This window comes from Bradyrhizobium sp. AUGA SZCCT0169, from assembly GCF_018130085.1.
GTDB lineage: Bacteria > Pseudomonadota > Alphaproteobacteria > Rhizobiales > Xanthobacteraceae > Bradyrhizobium.
The window spans coordinates 58,300-72,285 of sequence record NZ_JAFCMC010000024.1 but is presented as its reverse complement, the minus strand read 5'-3'; the positions used below and the strand labels follow the sequence as shown (position 1 = coordinate 72,285).

General features: G+C 59.7%; 15 protein-coding genes and 1 pseudogene. 15 read left to right on the top strand and 1 reads right to left on the bottom strand.

The genetic code is table 11. The features are described from left to right. Positions 1–2: 2 nt before the first annotated feature. The 15 genes and pseudogenes from JQ609_RS23980 (at position 3) to JQ609_RS35210 (ending at position 12,569) form a co-directional block, all read left to right on the top strand. Positions 3–1,133 (top strand): glycosyltransferase family 4 protein, encoded by a 1,131-nt coding sequence (locus JQ609_RS23980; RefSeq protein WP_212275169.1) that lies wholly within the window; start codon positions 3–5, stop codon positions 1,131–1,133. A 168-nt stretch (positions 1,134–1,301) separates the two neighbouring features. Beyond that, positions 1,302–1,766 carry a hypothetical protein gene (locus JQ609_RS23975; RefSeq protein ID WP_212208389.1) on the top strand — a complete coding sequence of 155 codons (465 nt, stop codon included), beginning with the start codon at positions 1,302–1,304 and terminating at the stop codon, positions 1,764–1,766. Between the two features lie 139 nt (positions 1,767–1,905). Beyond that, positions 1,906–2,148 carry a hypothetical protein gene (locus JQ609_RS23970; protein WP_212275168.1) on the top strand — a complete coding sequence of 81 codons (243 nt, stop codon included), beginning with the start codon at positions 1,906–1,908 and terminating at the stop codon, positions 2,146–2,148. Between the two features lie 726 nt (positions 2,149–2,874). After that, positions 2,875–3,072, top strand: a complete 198-nt coding sequence (locus tag JQ609_RS23965) for a hypothetical protein (RefSeq protein ID WP_212208387.1) — start codon at positions 2,875–2,877, stop codon at positions 3,070–3,072. A 25-nt stretch (positions 3,073–3,097) separates the two neighbouring features. Then, positions 3,098–3,268 carry a hypothetical protein gene (locus JQ609_RS23960; RefSeq protein ID WP_212208386.1) on the top strand — a complete coding sequence of 57 codons (171 nt, stop codon included), beginning with the start codon at positions 3,098–3,100 and terminating at the stop codon, positions 3,266–3,268. Positions 3,269–3,539: 271 nt separating this feature from the next. Next, positions 3,540–3,830, top strand: a complete 291-nt coding sequence (locus JQ609_RS23955) for a hypothetical protein (RefSeq protein WP_212275167.1) — start codon at positions 3,540–3,542, stop codon at positions 3,828–3,830. Positions 3,831–4,544: 714 nt separating this feature from the next. Beyond that, positions 4,545–4,772, top strand: coding sequence for a DUF6894 family protein (locus JQ609_RS23950; RefSeq protein ID WP_212275166.1), 228 nt, complete (start codon positions 4,545–4,547; stop codon positions 4,770–4,772). Between the two features lie 714 nt (positions 4,773–5,486). Further along, positions 5,487–5,654, top strand: coding sequence for a hypothetical protein (locus JQ609_RS23945; RefSeq protein WP_212275165.1), 168 nt, complete (start codon positions 5,487–5,489; stop codon positions 5,652–5,654). A gap of 224 nt (positions 5,655–5,878) precedes the next feature. After that, positions 5,879–6,574 carry a Crp/Fnr family transcriptional regulator gene (locus JQ609_RS23940; protein WP_212275164.1) on the top strand — a complete coding sequence of 232 codons (696 nt, stop codon included), beginning with the start codon at positions 5,879–5,881 and terminating at the stop codon, positions 6,572–6,574. A 748-nt stretch (positions 6,575–7,322) separates the two neighbouring features. Continuing rightward, complete coding sequence (locus tag JQ609_RS23935) at positions 7,323–7,472, top strand: hypothetical protein (RefSeq protein WP_212275163.1); 150 nt, start codon at positions 7,323–7,325, stop codon at positions 7,470–7,472. Positions 7,473–8,250: 778 nt separating this feature from the next. Then, positions 8,251–9,161, top strand: a pseudogene (ligD, locus tag JQ609_RS23925) (non-homologous end-joining DNA ligase). Between the two features lie 68 nt (positions 9,162–9,229). After that, positions 9,230–9,388 (top strand): hypothetical protein, encoded by a 159-nt coding sequence (locus tag JQ609_RS23920; protein WP_212208381.1) that lies wholly within the window; start codon positions 9,230–9,232, stop codon positions 9,386–9,388. Positions 9,389–9,570: 182 nt separating this feature from the next. Then, the gene (locus JQ609_RS23915; RefSeq protein WP_212208380.1) at positions 9,571–10,071 is read left to right on the top strand and encodes a ferritin-like domain-containing protein; all 501 of its coding nucleotides are present in this window, start codon (positions 9,571–9,573) and stop codon (positions 10,069–10,071) included. A 1,276-nt stretch (positions 10,072–11,347) separates the two neighbouring features. Beyond that, a complete protein-coding gene (locus JQ609_RS23910) occupies positions 11,348–12,241 on the top strand; it encodes an FAD-binding oxidoreductase (protein WP_312014887.1) in 894 nt (297 codons plus the stop codon). Between the two features lie 58 nt (positions 12,242–12,299). Then, positions 12,300–12,569, top strand: a complete 270-nt coding sequence (locus JQ609_RS35210; protein ID WP_409411195.1) for an FAD-binding oxidoreductase — start codon at positions 12,300–12,302, stop codon at positions 12,567–12,569. Between the two features lie 103 nt (positions 12,570–12,672). On the opposite strand, the gene ald is transcribed toward JQ609_RS35210, so the two are convergent. Further along, complete coding sequence (gene ald, locus JQ609_RS23905; RefSeq protein WP_212208379.1) at positions 12,673–13,785, bottom strand: alanine dehydrogenase; 1,113 nt, start codon at positions 13,783–13,785, stop codon at positions 12,673–12,675. Positions 13,786–13,986 lie beyond the last annotated feature (201 nt).

Below are 13,986 nucleotides of genomic sequence, written 5' to 3'. Positions count from 1 at the left end.
AGATGAGAATCGCGCAGATCGCTCCGCTATTCGAGAGCGTTCCGCCTCGGCTCTACGGCGGAACGGAGCGGGTCGTTTCATATCTGACCGAGGAACTTGTCCGGCAAGGACACCAGGTGACCCTGTTCGCGAGCGGAGATTCCATCACCTCCGCCGAGCTGGTGCCCTGCATCCCGTGTGCATTGCGCCTCGATCCAAAGGTACGCGACCCCCTGCCCCACTACATGGTCATGCTCGACAAGGTCGCCGAGCGCGCCGGCGAGTTCGACGTTCTGCACTTCCACATCGACTACCTGCATTTCCCGCATTTCCGGTCTGAGCGCGGTAGGACCTTGACCACGCTTCATGGCAGGCAGGACCTCGCCGACCACATGCCGTTCTACAGCCGGTTTGCCGACATGCCGTTGGTTTCGATTTCGAACGCGCAGCGGGCGCCGTTGCCGGGCGCGAACTTCGTCACAACCGTCCATCATGGACTGCCGACGGATATTCTCACCCCGACTTACGACTCACGAGGCGGTTACCTTGCTTTTCTGGGGCGCATCTCCCCTGAGAAACGGCCCGACCGCGCGATCGCCATTGCGCGGCAAGCCGGTCTTCCCCTCAAGATTGCGGCAAAGGTCGACAAGGCGGACGACGTCTACTTCCGCGACGTCATTGCGCCGCTGCTAGAGGGACCGGGAATCGAGTTCGTCGGCGAGATCAACGAGAATGCCAAGAGCGAGTTTCTCGGCCAGGCGGCCGGTTTGCTGTTTCCCATCGACTGGCCCGAGCCGTTCGGGCTGGTCATGATCGAAGCGATGGCATGCGGCACGCCGGTGCTCGCGTTTCGCTGCGGCTCCGTCCCCGAGATCGTCAAGGATGGGGTGACGGGACACATCGTGTCCGACGTCGACCAGGCCGTGCAGGCCATTCCCAATTTGCTGGCGCTCGACCGCAGGACCATCCGTTCCAGATTCGAGGAGCGCTTCTCCGCGGCCCGCATGGCGACTGATTATGTCCGGGCCTACCAGAAGATACTACGCAGGAACGCGGCGCCGGACCGCCAAATTTTGGCACGCGCCGCACGTTCGGCGGCACCAATCGACACGGCGTGGACGCCCGTTCCCGAGGTGGCGCGCAGGGGGAACTGAAAACGGTAGTCGGCGGCTAGAGTTTGTCGTCCAATGTCTGGTCACGGCGCGACCCATTGTCCGCTTGCCACCCGTCCGTAAACGCCCACATTTTTCCGTTGAGAGCGCGGACTCCGACGCGCCCGGAAACGAGACCGGCGCTTAGGAGCACTTGAATGGGAGAGGCAGGTGGGCAAGGAACGAAGAAGCGAAAAGGAACTGCGCCAGATGATGTTGGCCGCCGCCCGCCAGCACGAGGACTGCGGCGATCTGGAAGACCTTTTCATATTTGGTCCCGCGCCACGCCGGGACGCCAACTGGGGTTTCGGGATCGCTGGCAAGGAGAACAAGGTGTCCGTGGCTTGCTACAAGCGCCTCGACCAGATCGCCAGCGATCTTCAGCAGAAATACGAACTGCACCCCGTCAAGGCTGGCCGGCGCGATATCGAAGCGAGGGTGTGGTCGTTGGTCCACGACCACCCCACGCTCGCCGCGTCGCTGTCGCGCGAAGGCGGTGCCTACGACCTCGCTACATTCAGGCCACTGAACGGGCGGCCGAATTGGACAATGGAATGGACCACCGACGATCAGTCCGCCAAGGCCGCATTCGATAGGATCGTCCGGTCCGTTCAGACGCAAATCGAACTCGAATAACCGTCTCGCGCTTCGGCACCCTTTCACCAGGTGCCGCAGCATCGGGCGCGTTGGAACGTTCCGCCGAGACGGTCGTTCCCGGCGTGGGCGGGCTTCAAGTCAGTCCGCGCTGGCGGGCTGTTTTCGGCGAGCCGAATCCATGGCAATGGTAGCCAACAATGCAAGAGACTCCGCGGGAGCCGATCGAGAAGGACGCTCGGCCCGGCTGGACAAGTGGACCGTCATCTCCGGGGCCATTCTGCTGGTGGCGGCAACCCTGACGGCATTCTTGGCGCCAGAGGAAGGCCGCCCTCGCAAAGACCGCCGGCCGGCGTCGATGCTGCATTGCCTGCGCACCTTTGCCGACGCTCTAAATACGCGAGCTGACGCCAAAAAGATTTGACCTGTCTGAATTAAATTATCGTCACGTTGCAAGATTCACACGGTACCGAGCGGCCCCAGCGCGTGACTGGGGGTTGCACCGGGGCCGCCCATTCCGACCGCCAGCAACGGCGGCTGCCGACGGCGTCAGCCAAGTTACCTCGGCCGATCTTTCCGAACTAGTTCGGAGTACCTCACTGGCGCAAGCAGCTATGGCCAGCATTGACAGCTACGCTGAGGCGCTGATCCGAGTGTGTGCCACCTCAAGAATTGGGGCTGCCCACCGATACCAAAGTAACGGAAATCTCAGCGTGGTGCGTGCAAGGCACCGAACCTGAGCCACTGGTAATCGATGGCCACGATCCGACGAATTACCGGCTCAAAGCCGCTTAAGAAGTAAAGCCCGCCCTAACCGGCGGGCTTTTTGTTTGCGGTTTATGCAATCAGAAACGGCCCTAGCAGGCACGCTAGAGCCGCCAACCCAATGGGTGGGTTTTCTCCCGGTTGGGGCATTGGGGATAGGGCCGGGAGCGCTGAATCGACTCTTGGAGAGTTGGGAAGTTCCAAAGTAATGGCTCCGGCGCCTGTCGGCGGACGTGCGCCATTTTGGGGACGTCGATGTTTGCAAGATCGACGTCCGGATAAACCAATTCACCAAACACGCCAATCACGGTGGCCTATTTGGATTTTGCGAGTAGGCCCAAATCGGCCAGTACCCGTCGGCTTATTTTGGTGATATCATGGATTCATGACCAAATCAACTCGTGAAATCACGAAATCGCCGAAGAAGCGAGCGGCTGTTACCGGTGACCCGGTGCTCGTTCGCGTTCAGCCCGATATGGCAAAGCAGCTAGACGATTGGCGCCGCAATCAGGACGATCTCCCCGGTCGCCCTGAGGCCATCCGCCGGCTTGTGGAGTTGGGGCTGAAGATGAAGGCCAAATGAAAACCAACAGCACAAAGAGGGCATAATGATTTCACTTTTGATCGGGATTCTGATTATCGTGGTCGTCGGCGCGATCTGCTTTTGGGCGATTGAAAAGTTCGCGCCCGACGCCAAACTTAGGAATCTTCTCAAGTTGCTCGTTGTACTCGTTTGTCTCGGCGCGATTGTGCAGCGATTGCTGGTGCTGACCTATTAGCCAGTACCCCCGGCTTGTTGGAAGGCGAAAAAGTGAACCGACTTCGAAAATACGTCGAGCTAATGCCAGATGGCCGAGAACTGCGGCTGGCCTACGCAATGTCGGAGACCGCACTTCCTCAAGCTAGGCCGCGATCGCGCTGGCAGGAAATCACACCCTTTAGCGCAGCCGACGAGGTCATGGCGGAGCCTGGGCTGAGGGACGTCTTCAAAGCCGCCATAGAGCGAGGTTTTGCGGTCGTGCCGGAGATCGGGCGGAAGGGGAAGGGGAAATGACAGACCACGACGCGCCTGAGGCTGAACCTGACTCCCACGTCAATTTCAACGCACCGACCGTGCTTCGGAAATGGCCGTCGCTTGACAACCAGCGGCGCGCCGAGGGCACCGGCCCATATCTGCTACTCGACGGTACCCTGGACGAATGCATCAGGGAATTCATGGCCAAGCCTGAATCGACCCGGCATTTGTATGAAGTTCAGACAGCACCGCAGCCGCCTCTGGTCACCGAGACCCTGTCGTCCGAGCATGTCGCTGAACTCGCGCGGCTCCGGGAGTTTCTTTGATGTTCCACAAAGCCGCCGTTGATTTTGCACTCGTGCCAGAGTGTAAGGCCGCCTCTGTTGAGCTATTCGCCTGAGGAGCACTTGGTTCATAAAGTGACCCTTCGGTTCAGGCCAGCTTCCGGACCCGCTGCTCTGACCCCAACAAAAAAAGGCTCCAGCCGGGGCTTGGCCGGGGCCCCATTGCATATCGTCCCCCGCCGAGGCTGGGCACGATGCCCCAAAAGGTCACCATTCGATGCGGCCGATCCTATGTCCTAATTCGGAAGCCTGAATGTTCTAATTTGGACAGACACCAAGGAGCGCGCCTACCAGTCAAAATTGTTGCAGCAACTTTCACGGAGCGCGTCTTCGACAACTGGCATCAATGCAGCGCCGCACGTTGGTTCAAAGGTGCACTTTAGTCGTGACAATCAAGCCGCGCTAGAACGTTCGAAGCGGTCGCGACAGCAATGTAAGTGTTCACTTTGAAACACAAGTGTCCATCGACTAGACGACGCTGCACAGCGGGATCGAATTAATTTGTAATGTCGGGTACCGTACACTAGCATTTAAATGCGCCGGATGTCCCACCGGCGCAGTGCCGCGAAAGTTGGCCCCAGCGATTCAGCCCCGCGCTGGGGTCGCTCGACAAAATGTGCTTCTAAGCCGCAGGGCCAACGCCCGCGACAAGCCGTGACACGCGAGGCTGTTGCGAAGGGCGTGCAGGAGCGTTCGATGATCCGTTACTTCTTTGACGTAGTGACTGATGGCAAGGTGAACCCTGACGAAGAAGGATTACTGTTACCCAACACGGCCTCGGCCCGGCGCGAAGCGTCACTTTTTTTAGTGGATTTTGCCCGCGATCGGTTCCGATTTCGCTCCGACCAGTCGATCCAACAGCTGGCGATTTCAGTGCGCACTGTCGACGGACCGGTGTGCGAAGCGGCCATATTTATGGGATAGAAATCTCATTAGCGCGGACGTCGTTGGGCTTAACGCTGATGCGCTTCTCCCGGCGCACGCCCTTGAACTTTCGCCGCTTTAAAACTTCTGAAGATCGGATTGCGGGCGCTCAAGCACCTGTTGCTGCTCTGAAGCGTTCTAAGGCGATAACCGTCGATGCAAAAGCTCAACGCCCGTAACCGCCTCGAAGTTGTCATTTCGCCCAAGCGCTGAGTGATCGCGAGGTGGACGCCGTCGGAAATGCCCGTCAGCTGTCGTGAGGGCCGAAGCGTTGCGGCGGATCAACAGCTGGCCCATCAGGCGGCCTTCGGCACACCATAGCCCGTTTCTCACTGCAGGGAGACCGCGTCCGACTGGTCTCAAAGACCGCGTTTCGTGTTCCGGCGGAGCTTAGGCGTTGCGAGCCGTTCACCGCTCCCGAGCTCGATATCGTTGCAGTCTACCAGCTGCTTAGCCCACAAGATTGCGTGAAACCTCGTAAGGTTTGGAACGAGCGCTGAGGTTCTCTGTCGGCTAGCTGACTGACGACGATTAGTCTTCGGACTTAAAATTGCACTATGTTGCGTCAGCGCTCAAAACCTCACTCGTTCGAAGAGCAGATCGCCGCGGAAAAGCTGCGGCTCGAGCAGCAACTCGCTTCCATGCCGCCTGGTCCTCAGCGGATGAGGTCATACGCAAGATCCGGCAGTTGGAGACCGCCAGCCATCTGAATGAGTGGTTGCGATCGCCGGGTTTGAAGAGCCCACGTTGACTCCAGCATTGGTGACGGCCATCGACGGCTTCTACGCCTATATCATCGACTTCGACGGGCACGTCATCAATCGCGTCGATTTGGTGTTCGAAAAGCAAGGATGCCGAGGAACGCGCCAAGGCGCTCGTTGACGGGCACGATGTCGAGCTCGGCAACTGGATCGAAAGACAGCCACGTTCAAGCACCGCCCTAGCCACCGCCGCGTTCCGAATGGTGCCCCGATTTGACCTCTATGACCCTTAGCTGGCAGACAGTTTCTCAAATGTCGGGTAACTGACATTATCACCGGGCCGTCCCTGGGTATCTTTCGGTGACTGAGAGTTCTCGTGCTCCCGCCTTTTACGGAGGGAGTGCCATGCGCGGTCATCCTGAAAATCATCTATTATCCCGGCTCGATCGTTCCACATTCGCGCAACTCGAGCCGCACCTCACCATCGCAGAGCTTCGCCAGGGCTTTGTGATTGCGGAGACCCATGCGCATGTCCAGCGAGTATACTTCCCGCATGGGGGCATCATTTCCTGTGTCGTCGAGCTAATCAACGGCGCGGCAATCGAAACCGGTATGATCGGCCTGGACGGCCAGTATGGCGCAGGCGCCGCGATGGATCACAAGATTTCGCTTAATCATGTGGTGATGCAGATTTCGGGGTCCGCTTCGGTTGTTGATGCTGACCGGCTTCGTGCTCTCGTTCAGGAAAACCCAAAACTCCGACAAATGCTGATGCATTATGAACAGTTCTTTCTCGCTCAAGTGCAACAGACCAGCGCATGCAACGCAGTTCATGACGTCTCTTCCCGCGCCTGCAAATGGCTTTCAAGGATGCACAAACTCGTCGGCGATGACCTGCAATTGACGCAGGAGTTTCTCGCCCAAATGATGGGCGTCCGAAGAACCAGTGTCACGGCGGTAGCGATGCATTTGCAAGAGGCAGGGTTGATATCTTATTCGCGAGGCCGGGTTCACATCAACGACATCGGCAAAATCAAGGAGCGCGCCTGCGAGTGCAATGCAGCACTCGACTCGCACTACGAGCGGATCTTCGAGAGCTGAACGCGTGTCCGGCCCTGCCCTTTGAACGATGACGCCTACTCCGTGGCCTCATCAGAGCGGGGCCGCTTTTTTATGAGTGCCAGCCAACCCGTGCACCATCCGCAACCAAGCGGCGCGCTCAACCTCGTTAGATGCGCCTCCCGCTGAGCTTCCGTCGCCTTCGCCCTGAAATCATCGTCGCTGGTCATGGCCAATAATGCGGCCGCATTAGGTTAGTTCAAAAGTGAACTAATCGGTGCAAATCGTATAACGCCGGCGGCGTCCTTTGCGCAGCCCGAAGTCGTGCCTTAAGACTGTTCGCGCTTCCGCCTTTTCGGACCACGTCCGGGAGAAACGGCCCCAGCGCCTTCGGGGGACGCGCGCTGAGGCCGTTTTGTGCGCGTCTGTCGTCTGCGTCAGACACAGGGCCTCAATCCCGATCATTGCCACTTGTTCCTGCAAACGACAAAGACCCAACGCCGGGCAATCAGGGGCGCTGAGGTCTCATCGTGCCGCAAGTCTGGTCAGTTAACAGCACGAAGTAAATAGTTAGCTGGCGCCTCCAAGCACCATCACGGCCGGGACGGCCCACAGGATAAAAAAAACGGGCATGTTCGCCCCCGTTGAAGAACGCGCGCGATTTGCCGCTAGTTCCTGGAACTGACGTTCAAAGCACGGGGCCGGGCATAGGGTTCCAGTGGAGGAACGAAGGACGTGTGGGGACGCGTAGCAAGACAACCAAGATCGGGTGGCCATCATGTTGGAGCTAATGGCGGTGGCAATCGCCGCCGTATCGATTGCGATTATCGTCGTGCTTGGCCTCTCCCGGCACGCCGAATTGAAGCGGGCCCAAGACCTGCAAACCCCGCCCTCGGTCAACGAATGGCTCGCGTCTGAGGAGCTGCATTCGCCGAACTAAAGGAGGGGGACATGCTCGCGGTGGTCGCAACACTCTGCGGCCTGGTGACCCTCGCCGCAATTATGGGTTTGATGACCCTGACCGACCTCCTGGTCGCAGGCGCAAAAAAAGCGGCCGCAGCGTTCTAGGGGGACGCGCGCCGAGGCCGGCTGAGGTGTCCGTAGCTGTTCCTGTCAGACGAACCACAACACCGGTCATTTCCACTTTTTCCCGTTTTTGTCGCGCAGTGTCGGTTAACGAACTGACAGCCCTACCCCGATAAAATAGTCTTCGGGCATTGCCGATCCCAGTTGATACTGTTGCGTCAAATAGCCCGGCCTTGAGCCGGGCTATTTTTGTTAGTGACCGGTTGGCCTTCCCCTAGACCGGAACCAATCAGCGCGGGTCCGCTTGAATCCCGGTTCTGTTGCCTGGAGTTGCTTTGATGCATACGTCCAATTGGACGCCATCGATCGTGCCCCATGGCAACGACGAGACGGTCTACCTCGTGTCCCATGATTTCGGCAAAATCGGCTGCGCCTGGCGCGAGACCGATTAGACCACCGACCTCGAGACGGTCATCCAGGACCTGCTCACGGGGCAATACAGCAACCCGATCCGCGTTATCGCCTTCAACATGCCGAGGTCGGAGGATGTTTCCGAGGACGTCGCCCATGAGCTGCGCCGGCGCTGCTATCTGCAGGGGCGCGACATCCCATTCTTCCTGCAAGACTTCAGCGACCCCTTCGAACGTGACCACGACGTGCAGCTGCCGCTGCCGATACGCTTGATGTGACCCGTGGCTTTCCAGCGGAGGAAACCAGCGGCGATCGGGGTCAAGGCTCCCTTCCCCGGATTTATCGAGCCCGCGCTGGCGACCTTGATCGACAACGTGCCCAATGGCGAACGCTGGATTCACGAAATCAAGTTCGACGGCTACCGCGTCCAGGTCCACCTCGCCAACGAGGCGATCAAGGTCTACACCAGGCGCGGCAACACTGGACCAACCGGTTCAGGAAGATGGCCTGCCTGACACATCAGCGCCGGATCCGCAATCATCGCGAGGTTGTGGTGCCGGCCGCCGACGGCACCACCGGCTTTTCCGTTCTGCAGAACGAACTGAAGGGCAAATCTACCCGCATCGTGCTGGTCGCCTTCGACCTGCTCTATCTCAACGGTTATGACCTGCGAAAACTGCCGCTGATGGAGCGCAAGGCGCACCTCATTAAGCTGATCGCCGCCACTGACATCCAGTTCAGCGAAAGCTTCCAGACCGACGGCCGCGAGATCTTCAAGCGCGCCTGCAAGGTCGGCCTGGAAGGCGTGGTCTCCAAGGTGCGCGACAGCGTCTATGCGTCCGGCCGCGGTAACAACTGGACCAAGAAGACCTGCGCCCAGCGGGAGACATTGACGATCGCCGGCTTCGCCCTCGACGGCAACACGTGGGACGGCATCTATCTCGGCCGGCGCAAGGGCAAAGACCTGGTTTACGCCGGCAAGGTTGACCACGGCTTCGATAAGGCGTCCGTCGCCGAACTTCGCAAACGTTTGACGCCGCTAATCCGCAAAACCCAGCCCTACGCCAAGAAGATCGTGCACAAGGGCATCTGGGTTGAGCCCCAGCTTCTGGCCGAGGTCGAGTATCGCGCCAAGTCCGCCGAGGGCAAAGTGCGCCACCCGTTCTTCAAAGGATTGCGTGAGGACATGTAAGGGGGGCTCCAGATAGGAACCGCCGAAGGGCGTCACCAGTTGAAGCGATGCCACCCAAGGAGATGGAAATGAAAGTCGTTAACGACGATGAAAATCCGCAGCCGTCGGAAAAGACTGTCTCTCGCCACACGCTTGATGAATGGCAAAGAAAAGACCAGGCACGGCGGGCTGAAACCGAGGGCCAGGACAAGATGCCGCCCAAGGAACAGGAGATTCGCTCCAAATGACACCTACCGAGCGCCGCGACATGCCGTGGCTTTTGGGGGTCTTTGCCCTCGTCATTGTAGTGATAATCGTCGGTGCGGCTTCCCGCTGGTACTAACTCTGACGGTGCATCACAAACGTCGGGGCTTAGGAACCATGGCTGTGAGTATTCATTGGACGTTTGTCAGCAACAGAGGAGTCGGAAATGGCCACGACAGCAAAAGACGTTTACATAGTCGGCCTGCGCAACGCGCACGCCATGGAGGTACAGGCGCGAGAACTGATGGAACGACAGTCGGAGCGCCTTACCGACTATCCGGAGGTGCAGGCGCGGGTGAAGGAACACTTGGCTGAGACTAACACCCAGCTGGGTCGTCTCGAACAATGTCTGGAATCGTGCGGAGAGAGCAATTCTACTCTCAAGGACGCCGCGCAATCCGTAATGGCCAACACGATGGCAATGGCTCATGCAATGGCAGGAGACGAAATTCTCAAAAACACCTTTGCCAATAATGCGTTTGAGCATTTCGAGATCGCCGCCTACAAATCGCTTCTGACGCTATGCGACAGCGCAGGTCAGGGCAGTGCCCGTTCGCTGCTGGAGGCGAACTTGAAGGAAGAAGAGCGAATGGCTGCGTGGATCGATGCCAACGTGGCCAAGGTGACGCAACAGTATCTCGCGGTTGAACAGCGCAAGGCGGCATAGTCCCGAAGAAACAATCTCGTCGGACCGGCGGGTCTCAATTGCCCCGCCGGGCGCTTCTGCGCTTTCTCGTATATTCCTGCGACAAAAGCGAAGCCGACAACCAGCCAGGCCGCGCAAGATTCACAGCGTCTTGCAGCCAATTTCAGTTCTGACTTTGGGGCAGAGATGGCGTCTTCCCAAGGAATGGGATCGAACGCCCCCGGCCCTCCTGGTCGGTTTTTCCCACGGCGGATTTTGATCCGCAGCCCCTCACCCCTCTCCAATGCGGCTCATCAGGGAGGCTGTCTGTCGTAGCCCGCGCGACATATTCACTTCTGTAAGTCGACGCGCACGGTGGTCTCCGCGGGTTACGCATCTCGGTGAAAGTTCAAAAAGGCTTCGGCAAGCAACTAGGGTAGCTGGTGCTGCGCGTTTCTAGCAACCTTTGCAGATACTTTTCACCTTCTGATCGACTTTGGCATTTTCTTGGCTAATTACCGCGTCAGCGGGAGTGGAAGGGCCGCCGGGGGTTACCGTACCGTCAATGCGGCCAGTGCTTGTGCCACCGGCTCTGTTACCTGCTGTCCCAGTTGTGATGGAGCCGCGAGGTGCTGAGTTTCCCCCGCTCGCATTCCCAAGGGAGCCGCCCGAGTTTGCGGTCCCTGCCGCGGTGCCCAGTACGTTCCGAGGCGCGCCAGCGTTGGCCGCCCCGCTCGGGTCGTTCAACGAATTATTGAGACCCGCGGGATTCGCGGGCCCATTCGGCGCGCCGCTGATTGCCGAACTGCCGGCGCCGGCGGAGCCTGCGCTAGGGGCTGTGGTTCCCGGACTAGTCCCCACTGAACCTCCGGACGAGCCACCGGCAGAGGCGCCGCTCGATGAGCCCCCCCGCAGATCCGCCGCCTGAGCTCCACCGCCGCCTCCTACCGCCACCACCACCTTGAGCAAAAGAAGGCATGGGCGAAAGCAGAAGGGTCATAACGAGCAGTTTACCGGGGAGGCTTATCGACATCGGCAATCGCCTTCTCTGTGCCACGACAAGCAATTGCGGCGGGCGTTGTTCCTCATTCTGTATTGTTCAGGACCGCCTTACGCCCATCGACTTTAGGAACGACTCGACTTTAGGAACGACCGCGACGCCAGGCGCAGGAACACGCGGCTCGAACGTTTGGCGTTGGACGGATCATCGAGCGCCATCTGAACAATGAACGCGCTAGCGTTTGCATTGAAAAAGGGTTGCGCGAAGCGTTGTTATGCGCTGTTGTAATAGCCTGCGACGACAAAGCAGGTCGCGGACATCGTACGGCTGGCGGCGCACCAGGGCATCGGAATCGTTCCGCAGGGCGGCAACACCAGCTACTGCGCCGCTGCGACGCCGGACGCCTCCGGACGGCAGATCATCGTGAGCCTCGAGCGGATGGACAGGATCCGCGAGGTCGACCCCGTCGCCATGAGCATATCTGTCGACGCCGGCGCCATCCTGAAGAACGTACAGGACGCTGCGGCGACCGCCGGACTTCTGTTGCCGCTCAGCCTCGGCGCGGAAGGCAGCTGCCGGATCGGCGGCAACATCGGAACGAACGCCGGCGGACTGTCCGTCGTCAAATACGGAATGACTCGCGATCTGCTCCTCGGGATCGAGGCGGTTCTGTCGGACGGCACGGTGGTTTCGGACATGCGCAAACTACGGAAGAATAATACCGGCTACGACATCAAACAGTGCTTCGTTGGAAGCGAGGGAACTCTCGGCATCGTCACGGGCGCTGTGTTGCGCCTCGCGCCCTTGCCGATCCGCCGCGCAACCGGCTGGCTGAAGCTCGCGATGGGCGCCCCGCTCGCCGAGCTTCTCACCCTGGTACGTCGCGAATCCACGGACCTGCTCACCATGTTCGAGTTCATGACGGCCCGATCGATCGCGCTCGCGAGCGAAGCGATGACGAACCCGCCCTCCGTCGGCGCCGGCGCTGGGGGCACCGTACTGGCGGAACTCACCTCCTCCTCGCGTCATCTCGATCTCGACGGACTGATGGAAGCCGTTCTGGCCGAGGCGATCGAGTCCGGATGGATCGAGGACGCCTTCCTGGCGCAGAGCGGATCGCAGCGGAGCGCGCGCGAGACCATCCCGGAGGGCGAGAAGCGCCGGAACGGATCGGTCAAGCAATCTAGCCGGCTCGCAGGTACGGTCGTATGACGCGGATCTTGAGCTGTCCGTCTATGGACACGTCGGCGATGGCAATCTGCATTACAACGTGCTCGTGCCTCCCGGCGTCGACCGGATAGAGTTCACCAAGCGGATCGAAAGCGGCCTTTCGCTGCAACTCTATGACACGGCCGCGGCGCTCGGCGGCACGTTTAGCGCGGAGCACGGTGTCGGTCGGTTCAAGAGGCATCTTCTGGAGCGGTACGGCGACGTCGGCCGCATCGCTGCGATGCGCCGCATCAAGACCGCCTTTGATCCAGCGGACATCATGAACGCCGGCGCGATGGTTCGCCCGTTGGGGAACGGGTCTGCCTCTTGATGATGCCGAGGTGAGGAGCGAAAAAGGAAGCCACTCCGAAGGAGTGGCTCAAGTTGGGGAGGAAATGTCCCGTAGGGACCTCTTGGGGACCTCTTGGAGCAGATCAGGCCGCAACCTGCTCGATCTGGGAGCATGGCAGGCCGAGACTCTCGGCTACGGCCTGATAGGTTAACCGACCACGATGGACATTGAGGCCAGCACGCAGATGCGGATTGTCCAGCACGGCTGCGAAACCCTTGTTGGCGAGTGCCAGACCAAATGGCAGCGTAGCGTTGTTCAAAGCCTGGCTTGAGGTCAGCGGAACAGCACCGGGCATATTGGCGACGCAGTAGTGGATAACGCCGTCCACCTCGTAAGTTGGGTCGGCATGCGTCGTCGGACGCGATGTCTCGAAGCATCCGCCCTGATCGATCGCTACATCCACGATCACGGCTCCCTTGCGCATCGAGCTCAACATGCCGCGGTTGACAAGTTTCGGCGCGCTCGCACCGGGAACGAGCACTGCGCCAATAACAACGTCGGCGGCAAATATCTCGTTCTCGATGGCCTCAATCGTCGAGAATTTGGTACGAACACGACCTTCGAACAACTCATCCAGTTCACGAAGCCGCGGTATCGACCGATCGAGAATAGTGACCTCAGCGCGCAGGCCCACCGCCATGCGCGCTGCATGCGTCCCGACTACGCCGCCTCCGAGCACCACGACGCGCGCCGGTTGAACGCCCGGCACGCCACCCATCAAGAGCCCTCGCCCCCCGGCATACCGCCGCAGGGCCGCACCCGCCGCTTCGATCGCCAGCCGACCCGCGACTTCGCTCATTGGCGCAAGCAGCGGAAGTCCACCGTGTGCATCTGTCACAGTTTCGTAGGCGATTGCCGTGCATCCGGACTTCAGGAGGCCCTTCGCCTGCTCCGGGTCGGGCGCCAGATGCAGATAAGTGAACAGTATTTGGTTCTCTCGAAGCAGCGCCCATTCGGAGGGCTGAGGCTCCTTAACTTTTACGATCATATCGCTTGAGGCAAATACGTCGCGCGCGGAGTCCAGGATCGTTGCGCCTGCCGTGCGATAGTTGTCGTCCGTCGCGCCGATGCCGGCGCCTGCATTGGTCTCGACTGACACGCTGTGGCCAGCCGCCACATATTCTCGGACGGCTCCAGGCGTCAGGCCTACGCGATATTCGTGCGTCTTGATTTCCTTGGGCACACCGACTTGCATTTGCAATCTCCTTGATGGACGACCTCTTCTCAGACGAACGGCGATATTCATCTGACGAACTTGACGCTGGCCGCAGCGTATCTTGGGTTCGACGGCATTACGCAATCAGACTGAGGCGAAGTCCGGCACGGTATTGCATTGAAGAAGCGGCACATGAGACGATATGCTGTCAGCGCTGGCGCGACACAGTGCAATCCTGCA